Raw genomic sequence first — 14,122 nt, 5'->3', positions numbered from 1 at the left:
CCCCATGGCAACGATCCTGATCGACGATGTATCGCCCAACCAGCATGGAGCCGTTACGACGAGCGTTTCCCATTTCCTCGACCAGTTGGAGGAAATCCTCAAGCCCCGCCACTTGACCCGCAGGCTCTCCCCCTCCATGCTCGAATGGTCGGAGCAGCACTTGCAGGACTGGACGCAGAGGCATGGTGGCGATATCGACATCTACTTAGGAAACAACTTACGAGTCATCGAGAAATTACGAGCCCATGATTGGCCAGGCAAAATCATCTACAACGCAATGGGCGATCTCCCAAGAGGAGCCAGCGGCTTGCGGCAAATCATCCGCTGTCTCTATCGGACGGATCGGATCTGGTGCTCGAGCCATGCTGATCGGATGATTGCTGAGCAGTTGATCCAATCAGACGGCGAGCAGCCAGAGATCACAGTCATTCCTTATGGAATCGATACGGGCTTCTTCACCGCGATGGACCCGCAGGATAGACGAACGATTCGGACAAAGCTGGGATTTCAGGAAGGGGATATTGTACTCGGATATGTCGGCAGAATTTCGCTTGAGAAAAATGTTCACTCGCTGTTCGAGCTGCTGTCCTATCTCCATGTGGATGAGCGATTCAAATTGTTGATCGTGGGCGAAGTGGACCTTGTGCCGTTTAAAGAGTTCAATATATGGCCCTCCAAGCTGGAGAAAACCATTCAAGCCTTGTTGGCGACAAACCAAAATCGGGTGGTGCACCTCAACTGGGCGAGCCGCGATCAAGTACGGGAACTGTACAATGCACTGGATATTTTGCTAAACCTAACCCTGCATCATGATGAGAATTTTGGCTATGCTCAAATCGAGGCGATGAGCTGTGGAGTTCCTATCGTGGGGACGGCGTGGGGGGGATTGAAGGATTCGATAACCGCAAGCACGGGCGTTCCGATTGACACTTGGGTTACTGACTTTGGCATTCGCTATCATTTTCCGAAAGCCTTGGCAGCGGTAACCGGACTGGCCGCGAAGGAAGCCGACAGACGGGAATTGGGCCGACAGGCTGCGCAGACGGCAAGAGCAAGCTACTCCATTGCGGCCTATCAAAAAAACGTGCAGCACATGATCGAGGAAATGCTAAAGCAGACAACCCAAAAAAGCACGGCCTCTCTCACCGAATTCGGCCGCCGATATGACGAGCGGTTCAGCAAGAGGGATGCTTCGGGGAAAAGGCTGTCTTTGTTTCCACGGTACGAAGGCCTGTCAGATCCTGACTACCGGAAGTGGATCTCCCCCTATGCATCCATGAGTTTGACAGATCCCTCGCTGGTACTTAACCCAAGCTATTTTTTGGCACTTCCAGGCAAAATCAGCGGTTCCTACTTCCACTCGACAGACTTGCTATGGAATTATCGGGTCCCTCTTCTGGAGGAAGAGAGAGCTTTTCTTAATCGTTTGAAAAGGAATGCGGTGATCCCGGCAGCGATTCCGGCAGACGAAGGGAGCCCTTGTCGGGACTGTGTGGATTCGCTGATCCGAAAAGGCCTTCTCGGCATCAGCGAATCCTAGTCGAGTTACACGGCGTTTCATGGACGGCCCTTGGTTTCTGAGAATGCTTAGCTGACACCAGTTGGCTTTCCCTATACATGAGCGGCAGCAAGCTTCTGCTGAATCTCTTGAAACTTAGCTTGCCGTTCCGCAGTACTTAGCTTGGGACAATTGTAGCAATAGCCGTAATCGGTGTCCGTTTTGTATGCGAGACAGCAGGTCGAGCGAATGAGCACACGTTCTCCGGGTTTATAGGGACTCTCCGCATAGCGGAATTTCAGGTCAAACGGGTTGCGGGTGAGCCCGGCCACCGCTCCCGGCATCCCCTTCATCACATAGCCGAAGTCATGCTCGAATCTTTCTCGGATCGCCTCTGGCAGTTCCCGGCCTTCCAACTGGTCTTGTCCATAACGCAGGTTGGTCGAAAGCACTGCCCATAGGGTCCGAACCGGGATTTCTGTCGCCTTCGCACTCGCTTCCAGAAGCGGCCGTATGACTTCCCCGTAAAAGCGGTCCATCGCCTGCTTCGCCGCTGCGGGACGCTCCTCTCCTTCTGGCAAGAGCGGCACCTCCGAGCCCTTTAGGTAAAAGGCGATCTTCGGATATCCATCTTCCACGCTAAGCCTGAGGACAAAGGACTCCAAAGAAGAGATCAGAATGGCGTTCTGCATCAAGAGCATCTCTTGAAGAGCTCCGCACAAGCGGGAGAGCCAAGAAGCCCAATAGGTCCCCGCTACATCCAACGTTCGCGAAGGAATAAGAGGTGCGTATTCTTTGGCAAAGCGGCGCGCCCCTTCCATCTCGGTCAATTCCGAGAAGGAATACAAATGCCCCTCTCCGGCGGGTTCGCCCAGAAATACGTTGTATTTGGCGACCATGGCGGAATCGAGAATCAAAGTGCCGCTGCCCATTTCTCCATCTCCTTCTCTTGAATAGCCGAAGCTTCCTTATGCGCCAGCTCGTAAGGCAGGCACAGCGGAACGCCGGTGCGCGGGTCGGCCACCAGATCGGCCTCAATCCCGAAGACCGCGCGAAGCACGTCCTGGGTAACCACTTCGGTGGGCGTGCCTTCCGCCACGACTTTGCCGGAACGAATGGCGACAACATGCTGCGCATAACGGGTCGCATGGTTGAGGTCATGCACCACCATAACGACGGTGCGGCTCTCCTCTTCGTTCAGCTTTTGCAGCAGCTTGAGGACTTCCAGCTGGTGCGCCATATCGAGATAAGTCGTCGGCTCATCCAGGAAGAGGATGTCCGTCTCCTGCGCGATCGCCATGGCGATCCAGGCACGCTGCCGCTGTCCGCCGGACAGCTCATCGAGCGGCCGGGAAGCAAACTCCATCATCCCCGTGACCTGGAGCGCCTGCTGGATCGCTTCCTTGTCCTTGCGCGACATGCTGCCAAAGCCCTTCTGGTGCGGAAAACGCCCGAACGAAACGAGCTCGCTCACGGTGAGCCCCTCCGGAGCGGTTGGATTCTGCGGCAGGATCGCCAGCTGCCTCGCGACCTCCACCGTCGATTGCGAGTGAATTGACTTACCGTCGAGGTACACCCCTCCGCGCTGCGGCTTCAGGATGCGCGCCATCGTCTTGAGCAGGGTCGATTTGCCCGATCCGTTCGCCCCAACGAGCGCGGTGATCTTCCCTTCGGGCACCGACAGGTTCATTCCTTCTACAATAAGACGGTCCGCATAAGCGATATCGAGCGCTTTTGTCTCCAGTGTGTTCATTTCGGGTTCCTCCCCATCTTCTCTATCCCTCTATCCAAAGTCGGCCGACAAATCGTCTGCCCGCCTTCATCTGATCTTCATGTACTAATTATCAATGATAATCGTTATCATTTGGGTTCGTCAATGTGATTTGTCCTTAATTCTGTGGAGACTTGTTGACAAGACACCCTCTCCGACTGGCGTTCTCCGGGCAGCCCAACAAAAAAAACGCCCGGTAAACGGGCGGCTTTCGGTTTAGTGACAGGACTACACAGGACAGCGGCATCACGACATCTTATGAGCAGATCATAGAGAGCCTCCGATCATCCATCACCCCGATGAACGGATGCATCCCGTTCATCCAAAGCCCCTCTCCCCTGCTACTCCCTCGTTTTCGGGCGGTAAACCAGCTTCAACTCCAGAAGCTCGGAGCGACTGGCGATGCGGATCGCCGGTCCCCAGGTTCCAAAGCCGGATGACACCGCCACATGCATGCGTTCCTTGCGCATATAGCCCCAGTCCAGCTCGAACAATCGGCGGGTAATCCAATGATTTGGAGCAAATTGCCCGCGGTGGGTGTGCCCGCAGACGAGCAGGTCTGCCCCGGCTGCCGCCGCTTCCGCGAACTTGTACGGCTGATGGTCCATCAGCAGAATCAGCTTGCTAGGGTCGAGGCCGGACAACAGCTCGGCCACAGGCAGCCGTCTTCCCGGCTCCATCGTCTCGGCTGTCTTGTCCTTGCGGCCGACTACATAGAAGGAATCCGCAACAAGAACCGTTTCGTCGCGCAGGACTGGAATGCCAATCTCCTTCATCCGGCTCACATAATCCTCAATGTGCCCCCCGTAATACTCATGGTTTCCCAGCGAGGCGTACACGCCGTATGTCGCTTTTAGCTTTTTCAGGGTATCGGCCATGCTGTTACGAATGAACGGCTCGATGTCCTCATCGAGCACATCTCCCGGCAGGAGCACCACATCCGGCTCGAGTGCATTCATGCGCTGCACCAGCCGCCCCAAGTGGCGATTGCCGACGATGTTGCCCAGGTGGATGTCGGACGCCATCGCAACGGTGAGCTCGTTTCGATCGCCGATGGGCTTGTCGATCTCGAGCTCATACGAGCGGACGACAGGCGACCACGCATTCCACGAGCCATAAAGCATGATCAGAACAAGAATTGCCGTCAAGATCCAGCCTGCCCCTTGAAGGAGGGGAATCCGGTCGGCTCCCGCCTTTATACTGATCCAGACGATCAGATTCGTAAGAGGAAGCAGAATCAGCAAGTATTCAAACAGCCCGAAATAATACGAGCCCACCACCTTCAAGATTCGGGTGATTCTTCCCTGAGCATAGGGGGAGCGGCCCACCAGGTAAGCCAGGCTCAAGACAATCAGCACCGGCCAATAAATCCAGCCGTTAACCGACCCTCCCAAAGCATCGACAAAAACTAGGCCGTTCCAGCCAACATAGTAAGTAAGAACCCCATACAGCCCAACAAAAAGAACGCCGATCAACAGCATGCGCAGTTTCATATTCAGGACCTCTTTTCCAAGTGGTAGCTCATCAACTCTTTCTGTATCCTTTCAACCTAACGACGCGCAACCCGGAATACCCGTTGTAAGCACACAATGAGAGTGGATGAGCTACTAGAGCGTGCTTCAAACAGGCTCATGTACGTATCTCCCGATTATACCAAGAAGCTATCCGAAAATCATGGAGACTCACCTCCCGCCGAAACGACCTTTCTGGGCAGGAGTTCTTCGAGAAAGTGGAGAGGAACCACACGGGATGAATTCCGGGCATTTGAGTGCGCTTTCTTTTCATTGCCAAACCGTTGAAAATGCCCTACAATGGGTTGTGAACACGCGTTTACAAGAGGAGTCCACTATGCGCAGTGAAGATATCGCCCGGTTGGCGGGAGTTTCCCGCAGCACCGTGTCCCGCGTCATCAACCAGTACCCCAACGTTCCGGAGGAGACGCGGCGAAAGGTCATGAAGGTCATCGAGGAGCATCATTACGAGCCCAACACCAATGCCCGTGTTCTCGCCGGCAAAGGAACCGACACCATCGGCCTCTTCGTCATCAGCACTGCCGAAGGATCATCCCGCAGCAATCGAATTTACCAGAACAGCTACTTTGCCCCGTTCGTGGATGCGCTGGTCGACACGGCCAATGCGCTCGGCTACTACGTGCTCATCCACACGGTCTACTCGGAGGAGGACTTCCAGAAGATCCGCCAGGCGTTCTCGCAGAAGCGGGTCGACGGAGGCGTCATCGTCGGCACTCAGAAGAACCTCGAAGAGATTCGCAGCATCGTCCAGCTCGGAGAGCCGCTCGTCCTGATCGACTACGATCCGGCGGAGCTTGCCCTGCATCATATGGACGACAACACCGTCTCCGTGATCAACTCGCGGGACTTCGCGGGAAGCTGCGAAGCCGTGCGCTACCTGATCGGGCTCGGTCACCGCGACATCGCCTTCATCAGCGGCCGGCTCAACACCTATTCCGGCCGCGAGAGACACCGCGCTTACGAGAATACGCTCAAGGAGCATGGCATCCCCTACCGGGAGGAGCTCGTCATCGACGGCGATTTCCGGCGCAAGCCCTCGTATGAGGCCATCTCTGCCTTCCTCGCAAGCGGAGCTCGACCGACCGCCTTCTTCAGCGCCAATGACGAGATGGCGCTCGGCGCCCTGGACGCCTTCCGGGATTTCGGCCTTCACGTTCCCGAGGATGTCTCGATCATCGGCTTCGATGATTCGACGATCGCATCCCGGCTGACGCCGGCGCTCACCTCCGTTCGCCTTCCCATCGCGGAGATGTCTCAGAAGGCTGCGGAGACTATCGTCGCCATGTGCCGAAGGCCCAATGACGCTTTTAACGCCGTGAGCCTCCCGACCGAGCTGATCGTCCGCGGTTCCTGCAGCCAGAAAGCGCAGGATCACTAGAGGGATCGTCGGGCAAACTATGGCAACCCTGCCTCGGCCTCTGTTTCCGTATGGAGGCCGCACTACCCTGCAAATGCCCCGTCTCGGGGTTCATTTGACGCGCTGTGAACGCGCGTTTATAGCAAGCCTGCTTTTCCTAACTTTGAGAGGAGTTGAATTCATTGAAATTCGGACATTTTGATGATGCCCACAAGGAGTATGTCATCACAACCCCGCAAACGCCTTATCCCTGGATTAACTACTTGGGCAACGAAAACTTTTTCGGACTGATCTCCAATACGTCCGGCGGCTACTGCTTCTATCGTGACGCCCGGATGCGCCGCCTTACCCGCTACCGCTACAACAACATCCCGGTAGACAACGGCGGTCGCTACTTCTACGTGCATGATGAAGGCGACTTCTGGACCCCAGGCTGGATGCCGGTGAAGCGCGACCTCGATTTCTACGAGTGCCGCCACGGCCTCGGCTATACCTCCATCACGGGTGAACGGAACGGCGTACGCGTCAACCAGCTCGCTTTCATTCCGCTGAACTACACCGGTGAAGTCTACAAGGTTACCGTGAAGAACACAACGGACAAGAAGAAGAGCGTGAAGCTGTTCTCGTTCGTGGAGTTCTGTCTGTGGAACGCACAAGACGACATGACGAACTTCCAACGCAACCTGAGCATCGGCGAAGTGGAGATCAAGGATTCCGTCATCTACCACAAAACCGAATACCGCGAACGTCGCGACCACTATTCCTTCTACTCGGTTAACCGCGCCATCGACGGCTTTGACACCGACCGCGAGTCCTTCCTCGGCCTCTACAACGGGTTGGATAACCCGCAAGTCGTGGCCAAGGGCGAGCCTTCGAACTCGGTAGCCAGCGGCTGGTCCCCGATCGCTTCGCACCACCTGAAGCTGGATCTGGAACCAGGCGAAGAGCAAACCCTCGTCTTCGTTCTCGGCTATGTGGAGAATCCACAAGAAGAGAAATGGGAAGCGCTCGACGTCATCAACAAGACCCGCGCCGAAGCCATGATCGCCAAGTTCTCCGAGCCGGCGCAAGTCGACGCTGCACTGGCTGAGCTCGCTGCTTACTGGAACAACCTCCTGTCCAAGTACATGATCGAGACGGGCGACGAGAAGCTTGGCCGCATGGTCAACATCTGGAACCCGTATCAATGTATGGTTACGTTCAACATGTCCCGTTCGGCTTCCTACTTCGAATCCGGCATCGGCCGCGGTATGGGCTTCCGCGACTCCAACCAAGACTTGCTCGGCTTCGTGCACCAAATCCCGGAACGTGCCCGCGAACGGATCATCGATATCGCGTCCACTCAATTCGAGGACGGCAGCGCTTATCACCAATACCAACCGCTCACGAAACGCGGCAACACCGAAGTCGGCATCGGCTTCAATGACGATCCGTTGTGGCTGATCAGCGGCACCGCGGCTTACGTGAAAGAAACCGGCGACTTCAGCATCCTGGATGAAGACGTTCCGTTCGATAACGACACGAACAACTCCGCTTCGCTCTTCGAGCACTTGAAGCGCTCCTTCTACCACGTGCCGAACAACCTCGGTCCGCACGGGCTGCCGCTTATCGGCCGCGCCGACTGGAACGACTGCTTGAACCTGAACTGCTTCTCCAACACGCCGGGCGAATCGTTCCAAACGACGGAGAACATCGAAGGCAAGGTTGCTGAATCCGTCTTCATCGCCGGTCTGTTCGTCTTCGTAGGTCCGGACTATGTGGAAATCTGCCGTCGTCGCGGCTTGGAGAAGGAAGCGGCTGAAGCCGAGGCCCTTATCCAAGGCATGAAGGAAACGACGATGAAGCATGGCTTCGACGGAGACTGGTTCCTCCGCGCCTATGACCACTTCGGCGACAAGATCGGGTCGAAGGAATGCGAAGAAGGCCAAATTTTCATCGAGCCGCAAGGCATGTGCGTCATGGCAGGCATTGGGGTAGAATCCGGCGACGCCGAGAAGGCCCTCGATTCCGTTATCGAGAAGCTGGAGACGAAGCACGGGATCGTGCTGCAACAGCCGCCTTACTCCAAGTACTACATCAACCTGGGCGAAATCTCCTCCTACCCTCCGGGCTACAAGGAGAATGCCGGGATCTTCTGCCACAACAACCCGTGGATCATGATCGCCGAAGCCGAAATCGGCCGCGGCGACCGCGCGTTCGAGGTATACAGCCGCATTGCTCCGGCCTACCGCGAAGATATCAGCGACCTGCACCGCATGGAGCCGTATGTCTACTCGCAAATGATCGCAGGCCGCGATGCCGTTCGTCACGGGGAAGCCAAGAACTCCTGGCTGACCGGTACGGCATCCTGGAACTTCGTCGCCATCACCCAAGCAATCCTCGGCATCAAGCCGGACTTCGACGGGCTGAAGGTCGATCCTTGCATTCCGAAGGATTGGGACAGCTACACGATCACCCGCGTCTTCCGCGGCGACACGTACCGCATTAAGATTACGAACCCGAACCATGTCTCGAAGGGCGTGGCCAAGCTGACCCTGGACGGCCAAGAAATCACCGGCCAAGTGATCCCGGTTGTCGGCGACGGCAAGACGCACGAAGTCGAAGTAGTCCTCGGTTAATCCAGATCCAAGAAAATACCCGAGCAGGATTCTCCTGCCCGGGTATTTTTGTGTTGGTTAGGGCTTGGCGGTACCTTCTTCAGTGGACACCTTATAATTTTTACAATAGCCGTCCAAATAGCAGCGCATGGTCTTGAGAACATCTGCCTTGAAATCTCGTTTGAACCCATCCAGCTTATTCGAATCGATGATTTCAATGACATCCGCCGGCAAGGTCGCCGATAATTTACAGCCGGTTATAATGGAGGCCTCCGCCTGGAGGATATCCATCACATCTTCCTCCGTTACAGCACCATATTGACAAATAATGGACACCGGCTCCGCCATTAACTTGTACAGATTCATTTTCTGATTTAACATGGTCTCTGCATCAACATTTCGTTCAAAAATGGCCGTACGCATGGATTCCAGCTTAATGTACAAAGGGTTTGAATCTACAAGTCCAGTAAGCTCATTCATAACAAGATTCTTGAAGTCATCGAAGTCCCGGATGGGGGATTCGTTCGCCATTTCCGTCATTCGTGCAAGCCTTGCCTCATATTCACGGCACAGCAGGCTAAAGAACAACGCTTCTTTTGTCTTGAAGTAAACAAATAATATTCCGTTGGACATGCCCATCTGTTTGGCAATATCGGACATTTTAATTTTTTCATACTCGAATGCAAGAAACAGTTCGGCTGCTTTATCCAGAATGGCCTGGGCTTTCAGGGCTTTGGCTTCAGGAGTCATTGCACGCTTTGCCATACTCTCATCACTCCATTTCGATCCATTTTAAGCCCTAATCGATCTGGAGTCAAAATAAGCATCACATGGTGTCTATACGAGCAGGAAGGCCCTGACTTCCTCATTAAAATCGCTGCAAAACGCTCTGGAGAAGGTCTCCGCTCCATTGCTTCGGGAAAGTCGGTTGATCTGCATCGCAGCGATGGTGTCGCTTGTTAAGGTAGCGACCTTCTTCAGATGTTCCCCATGCTCCCTGCTGATTTCAGCCGAAACCTCCATCCAGACCTTGTTCACTTCCTGGGTCCAAGCCCCTCTTGCTTCCCGGTTATGAATGACGACGGCATGAGTCCCCTTGTCCCTGTGTGCTTCTTTGAGCAGTTCCCCAATGGCTTTAGCTTCCTCCATGGTGATGAAAAAATTCGTATGCTTGATGAAAAAGATGCCTTCCTCCACCCAATAAGTCGTTGTTTTCGGCAATTGAGAATCAAATGCTGCCATCATGATCATCCTTCCCACGCATCTTTTATTGTCGCAGATGGTTAGCCAAACCTTTTGATGATTCTGTCGAAAGCGCGATCTCCAAAAACGTTCTTCATGAACACCATCGGCTTTGCCATAAAGCCGACAAGGTAGCGAGTCTTGGGTTTTCTCACGGTTACCGCCTTGCCAATCGTGCGCGCAATGAGCTCCGGCTTTGACAATTGATTGCCTGTATAATTTTTAATCATGCCTTCGGCTGTCTTGCTGGCGGCCTGAGCATACGGGCCTTTTGCAGAAACTTTCTTAAGCTGTTCCGCGGCAATGATTCCCCAATCCGTCTTAATTCCACCCGGCTCTACGACAATGACATCAATGCCAAACGGTTCCAACTCCAAACGAAGGCAATCCGAAAGGCCTTCAACCGCAAACTTGGTTGCATGGTACCACCCGCCAAAGTTCGTCCAAATTTTCCCGCCCATCGAAGAGACGTTCACGATTTTTCCGAATTTGTTCTTTCTCATGTGGGGTACCACAAGCTGAATCATTCTGGCCAGTCCGAATACATTCACTTCCATCTGACGCCGGGCTTCATCCATCGGAACATCCTCAACCGCTCCATAAGAACCGTAGCCTGCGTTATTGACCAGGATGTCAATTCGTCCCTCCTTCTTCAAAATTTCATCCACACCATGCATCATGGATTCATCATCGGTTACATCCAGTGAAATAGGATGGATTCCTTTGGCCGCAAGGTCCCGCATTTTATCGATACGCCGAGCAGCCGCATAAACGGTAAACCCCTTGTTCATTAACTCGATTGCTGCTTCCTTCCCAATGCCGGATGATGCCCCTGTAATCAACGCAACCTTTTTACTCATCATATAACCTCCGTTTGATTCTTATTTGACTTTGAGTCAATTATAATTGACCCAAAGTCAGTTGTCAATTCCATTTGGCTCCAACAAAAAAAACACCTTCAAGGATTCCCCCGTGTTCTACGCGGGGATCATGCACTTAAAGGTGTTATTGTGGTGGGTTTGCTTGGGTTCTAGTCCTCTTCCTTCAGGCACAGCTCCACAAATTCAAACAAACCGGAGGCTTCCGGTACCCGATAGCCCCAATCATGATAAAACATGAGCACTTGCCCAAACCTGCCGGACTCGGTCGGATCCGTGTCGATGCAGAGATGGTCTCCTCCTCCATTGCCCGCGATCGGAATCCACTTGGGGTTCCACAGGAGAGGCTTCACCTGCGGGGCAATCTTCTCAACCTCCATGTCATCCGGTTCAAACTCCTCATTCAAGAACTCCCAGTCTTCCATCACTTGTTGAATGGGAGAAAGCGTCAAGTTTCGGAGAAAGCATGTGCTGCCCAGATCCCACTCTTGTCCATTGTGCACTGTGTAGAAATCCTTGAGTTCTCCGGGAAGCTCTACCCCCAGATGCTTCTCCAACTCCTCCAGCTCTTCCTTCGTAGCACCGGGCTGCACATTAAGCTTTTCTCGAAAGTCGGGATGTTCCGCACTTCCTTTTTCAACGATTCGCTGCCACAATTGTTGGGCTATGGTCGTCATGATAAGTTCTCCTTCGACATAGTAGATGGGAACGTTCGGGTTGATGCCTTCACTTGAGACAAAGAAATGGGAGCAAAACTCACTTTCCTTTATTTGAAAGAAAGATACAGGATGTACATATCTGAATATAGCCCATTCTTTAAGCGAAAGCCACCGGGAATCGTCCCGACGATCTCAAACCCTGTCTTTTGATAGGTGTGAACGGTCGCCGTATTCCCTGCGACAACGGCATTGAATTGCATTCCGCGAAATCCCAACTCTTTCGCTTGCTCAATCGATTTACTCACCAGCGGCTCCGCCAGTTTCCGGCCCCTGTATTGTTTGGAGATGGCGTAACTGGCATTTGCCACATGGCTGCACCGACCGATATTGTTCGGATGTAAGATGTAAAATCCCGCCACTTCATTCTCAACCAAAAGACAAGTAACAGCGGACTGCTCCGCCAGCATCTTTTCAAACTCCTTCTCCTCATACAACACTTCTCCGGGAAAGGCCATACCCTCTAGCAGAACCTCATTCCATATTTCTCTCAAACGCCTCGCATCATCCGCTTGATAGGATCGAAAAGCAATCGTCATGTCCGTTCTCCTCGGTTTGATTTTTTCTTTAACCTGCACTATAACAATATCATCGAGTAGTAGAGTAAAGTGCACCGATATTGTCAGATAATATGGATATATCATCAGGTTTGGAGGGCCTCATGAACAAGGAATTACACGAAAGCAATCGTTATCCGGACATGCATTTCCCAATCCAAATGTACACGGTATCCCGATGGACCTGCACCCCTCACGGAAGGGGATTCCAGGATTTACACTGGCATGAAGAGCTGCAGTTTACTTTGGTCACGAGCGGCCGGATCACCATCCAAATCAATGGGGAGGATCATCACCTTCACTCAGGAGAAGCGATCTTTATCAACAAAGGAGTACTTCATGTCACTACGGAACTGCCGGAGGACGGGACCTATGTAAGCTTTAACTTCCCCGAGAGCCTCCTTTGCTTTTTCCCTGGAAGCCGTATGGAACGCGATCACGTTCAGCCCTATATGGACGGGTTTGTTTTTCCAGCAAAGATCCTTTCCCCCAACGTAAGTTGGCAGGCAGATCTTTTGCAGGGGTTGTGGCACTTAAAACAATTTCAGGACGGGGAAAAACCCTTCGGGTGGCAGTACGAAGTGGCATGTTCGATCACTCGCATATGGCTTTTGTTGATCCGACATGTTGCTTTATTGAACCCCAGCGGGCACCATAAGGCGATGGTCCAGCAGCAAGAACGCATTCAACGGCTACTTGGTTACATCCACCAACACTACTCGGAGTCGATTTCATTAGCAGACATAGCAAAAGCAGCGGCAATCAGTGTGGCAGAATGCGGGAGATGTTTTACAAAAACGGTTCATACCACACCCTATAAGTATCTAATGGAGTACCGAATCAAACGAAGCAAGGATCTGTTGAGCACGACGGGCTTAGCCGTTACCGATATTGCGACCCGCGTTGGATTCAATCATGCCAATCACTTCATTCAAACCTTCAAAAAGAGCCAGGGCGTTACCCCGAATGAATATAGGAAAAGAATGAAAAGCGGCAATCGGAGAGGAATGACTTGAAAAAAAACAGGCCGATTCCTCTTCCTTAGAGGTCAGCCTGTTGAACGATTTGATATTTAGTATAGCTTAACGATTGGTCTGCTTTTGCGCCACAATCAGATAGCGGTGAATCGTTCCGTCTATGCTACCGTGAGCCTCTACCCATTGGTGCGCCTGGTACAGCCTATCGAAGCAAGCTTCGACGGAGAACCCGGGGAATTCTTACTCGAATCTTTCCCATGATGAGTACACCGCCTTTCCAAGAGATAAATGCCCATGGGGCTTAAACCACCACTCCGTACGGAGTGCGACATGGACAAACGTCCGCTCGATAATCCCGTTAATATTTCAGTCCACGCACTCCATACGGAGTGCGACTTCTCAGCCCGTTTCGTTTCCGCTGCCGACTCGGGATTTCAATCCACGCACTCCATACGGAGTGCGACTTCCAGCTTCCAGGTGTATTTCCTATCAGACGTCTTATTTCAATCCACGCACTCCATACGGAGTGCGACTTGTCCGCCTTTTTCAAGGCGCTACTTGCAATTTTATTTCAATCCACGCACTCCATACGGAGTGCGACGCCGATGGGCCGGGCAGCCGTTCGAACTGTCCATCATTTCAATCCACGCACTCCATACGGAATGCGACGGAGGTGAGTACCCCCAATGCGCGGCGCGTGTCATTTCAATCCACGCACTCCATACGGAGTGCGACTGTTCCTTTCTGTATCATAGGCTTGTCCTAAGTGATTTCAATCCACGCACTCCGTACGGAGTGCGACTCGTTACCGGGATCGCCATAGTGGCGCTTACCACTATTTCAATCCACGCACTCCGTACGGAGTGCGACTGCGCATTCTTGACGATTCCCGCACGGGCGAAGACATTTCAATCCACGCACTCCGTACGGAGTGCGACTGGAGGAGATCCAACATGACAACGCGCAAAAATATTTCAATCCACGCACTCCGTACGGA

Annotated in this window: 12 protein-coding genes; 4 read left to right on the top strand and 8 right to left on the bottom strand. The window is 53.2% G+C overall.

Features of this window, described 5'->3' with window-relative positions:
• Nucleotides 1–4: 4 nt before the first annotated feature.
• Complete coding sequence (locus AAFN83_RS11795) at nucleotides 5–1,540, top strand: glycosyltransferase family 4 protein (protein WP_347769525.1); 1,536 nt, start codon at nucleotides 5–7, stop codon at nucleotides 1,538–1,540.
• Nucleotides 1,541–1,611: 71 nt separating this feature from the next.
• On the opposite strand, the gene AAFN83_RS11790 is transcribed toward AAFN83_RS11795, so the two are convergent.
• From AAFN83_RS11790 to AAFN83_RS11780, 3 genes are all read right to left on the bottom strand, one after another.
• The gene (locus tag AAFN83_RS11790; protein ID WP_347769523.1) at nucleotides 1,612–2,430 is read right to left on the bottom strand and encodes a hypothetical protein; all 819 of its coding nucleotides are present in this window, start codon (nucleotides 2,428–2,430) and stop codon (nucleotides 1,612–1,614) included.
• Nucleotides 2,412–3,251, bottom strand: coding sequence for an ABC transporter ATP-binding protein (locus AAFN83_RS11785; protein WP_347769522.1), 840 nt, complete (start codon nucleotides 3,249–3,251; stop codon nucleotides 2,412–2,414). Before AAFN83_RS11785 ends, AAFN83_RS11790 begins: the two co-directional genes overlap by 19 nt.
• Before the next feature lie 359 nt (nucleotides 3,252–3,610).
• Nucleotides 3,611–4,762 carry a metallophosphoesterase gene (locus tag AAFN83_RS11780; protein WP_347769520.1) on the bottom strand — a complete coding sequence of 384 codons (1,152 nt, stop codon included), beginning with the start codon at nucleotides 4,760–4,762 and terminating at the stop codon, nucleotides 3,611–3,613.
• Nucleotides 4,763–5,117: 355 nt separating this feature from the next.
• On the opposite strand from AAFN83_RS11780, the gene AAFN83_RS11775 reads away from it, so the two are divergent.
• Together AAFN83_RS11775 and AAFN83_RS11770 are read left to right on the top strand one after the other, a co-directional pair.
• A complete protein-coding gene (locus AAFN83_RS11775; protein WP_347769518.1) occupies nucleotides 5,118–6,179 on the top strand; it encodes a LacI family DNA-binding transcriptional regulator in 1,062 nt (353 codons plus the stop codon).
• 161 nt (nucleotides 6,180–6,340) lie between these two features.
• The gene (locus tag AAFN83_RS11770) at nucleotides 6,341–8,776 is read left to right on the top strand and encodes a glycoside hydrolase family 94 protein (RefSeq protein WP_347769516.1); all 2,436 of its coding nucleotides are present in this window, start codon (nucleotides 6,341–6,343) and stop codon (nucleotides 8,774–8,776) included.
• A gap of 57 nt (nucleotides 8,777–8,833) precedes the next feature.
• Here AAFN83_RS11770 and AAFN83_RS11765 read toward each other — a convergent pair whose 3' ends face one another.
• From AAFN83_RS11765 to AAFN83_RS11745, 5 genes are all read right to left on the bottom strand, one after another.
• Nucleotides 8,834–9,520: a TetR/AcrR family transcriptional regulator gene (locus tag AAFN83_RS11765; RefSeq protein ID WP_347769514.1), complete on the bottom strand. Its 687-nt coding sequence runs from the start codon at nucleotides 9,518–9,520 to the stop codon at nucleotides 8,834–8,836.
• A 72-nt stretch (nucleotides 9,521–9,592) separates the two neighbouring features.
• The gene (locus AAFN83_RS11760; protein WP_347769512.1) at nucleotides 9,593–9,997 is read right to left on the bottom strand and encodes a hypothetical protein; all 405 of its coding nucleotides are present in this window, start codon (nucleotides 9,995–9,997) and stop codon (nucleotides 9,593–9,595) included.
• A 41-nt stretch (nucleotides 9,998–10,038) separates the two neighbouring features.
• Complete coding sequence (locus AAFN83_RS11755) at nucleotides 10,039–10,857, bottom strand: oxidoreductase (RefSeq protein ID WP_347769510.1); 819 nt, start codon at nucleotides 10,855–10,857, stop codon at nucleotides 10,039–10,041.
• Between the two features lie 170 nt (nucleotides 10,858–11,027).
• The gene (locus AAFN83_RS11750; RefSeq protein ID WP_347769508.1) at nucleotides 11,028–11,552 is read right to left on the bottom strand and encodes an SMI1/KNR4 family protein; all 525 of its coding nucleotides are present in this window, start codon (nucleotides 11,550–11,552) and stop codon (nucleotides 11,028–11,030) included.
• 89 nt (nucleotides 11,553–11,641) lie between these two features.
• Entirely contained in the window at nucleotides 11,642–12,130 is a 489-nt protein-coding gene (locus AAFN83_RS11745) for a GNAT family N-acetyltransferase (RefSeq protein WP_347769506.1), read from the bottom strand.
• Nucleotides 12,131–12,252: 122 nt separating this feature from the next.
• Here AAFN83_RS11745 and AAFN83_RS11740 point away from each other — a divergent pair, with 122 nt between their 5' ends.
• Nucleotides 12,253–13,164 (top strand): helix-turn-helix domain-containing protein, encoded by a 912-nt coding sequence (locus tag AAFN83_RS11740; RefSeq protein ID WP_347769504.1) that lies wholly within the window; start codon nucleotides 12,253–12,255, stop codon nucleotides 13,162–13,164.
• The last annotated feature ends 958 nt before the right edge of the window (nucleotides 13,165–14,122 follow it).

Origin of the sequence: Gorillibacterium sp. CAU 1737 (genome assembly GCF_039888655.1) — a bacterium.
In the GTDB taxonomy this organism is placed as follows: Bacteria; Bacillota; Bacilli; order Paenibacillales; family NBRC-103111; genus Gorillibacterium.
This window is presented reverse-complemented; position numbering and strand designations above follow the sequence as displayed.

Coding starts and splice junctions, on each gene's coding strand:
- AAFN83_RS11795 (WP_347769525.1), top strand. CDS start 5: ATGGCAACGATCCTGATCGACGATGTATCGCCCAACCAGCATGGAGCC.
- AAFN83_RS11790 (WP_347769523.1), bottom strand. CDS start 2,430: ATGGGCAGCGGCACTTTGATTCTCGATTCCGCCATGGTCGCCAAATAC.
- AAFN83_RS11785 (WP_347769522.1), bottom strand. CDS start 3,251: ATGAACACACTGGAGACAAAAGCGCTCGATATCGCTTATGCGGACCGT.
- AAFN83_RS11780 (WP_347769520.1), bottom strand. CDS start 4,762: ATGAAACTGCGCATGCTGTTGATCGGCGTTCTTTTTGTTGGGCTGTAT.
- AAFN83_RS11775 (WP_347769518.1), top strand. CDS start 5,118: ATGCGCAGTGAAGATATCGCCCGGTTGGCGGGAGTTTCCCGCAGCACC.
- AAFN83_RS11765 (WP_347769514.1), bottom strand. CDS start 9,520: ATGGCAAAGCGTGCAATGACTCCTGAAGCCAAAGCCCTGAAAGCCCAG.
- AAFN83_RS11760 (WP_347769512.1), bottom strand. CDS start 9,997: ATGGCAGCATTTGATTCTCAATTGCCGAAAACAACGACTTATTGGGTG.
- AAFN83_RS11755 (WP_347769510.1), bottom strand. CDS start 10,857: ATGAGTAAAAAGGTTGCGTTGATTACAGGGGCATCATCCGGCATTGGG.
- AAFN83_RS11750 (WP_347769508.1), bottom strand. CDS start 11,552: ATGACGACCATAGCCCAACAATTGTGGCAGCGAATCGTTGAAAAAGGA.
- AAFN83_RS11745 (WP_347769506.1), bottom strand. CDS start 12,130: ATGACGATTGCTTTTCGATCCTATCAAGCGGATGATGCGAGGCGTTTG.
- AAFN83_RS11740 (WP_347769504.1), top strand. CDS start 12,253: ATGAACAAGGAATTACACGAAAGCAATCGTTATCCGGACATGCATTTC.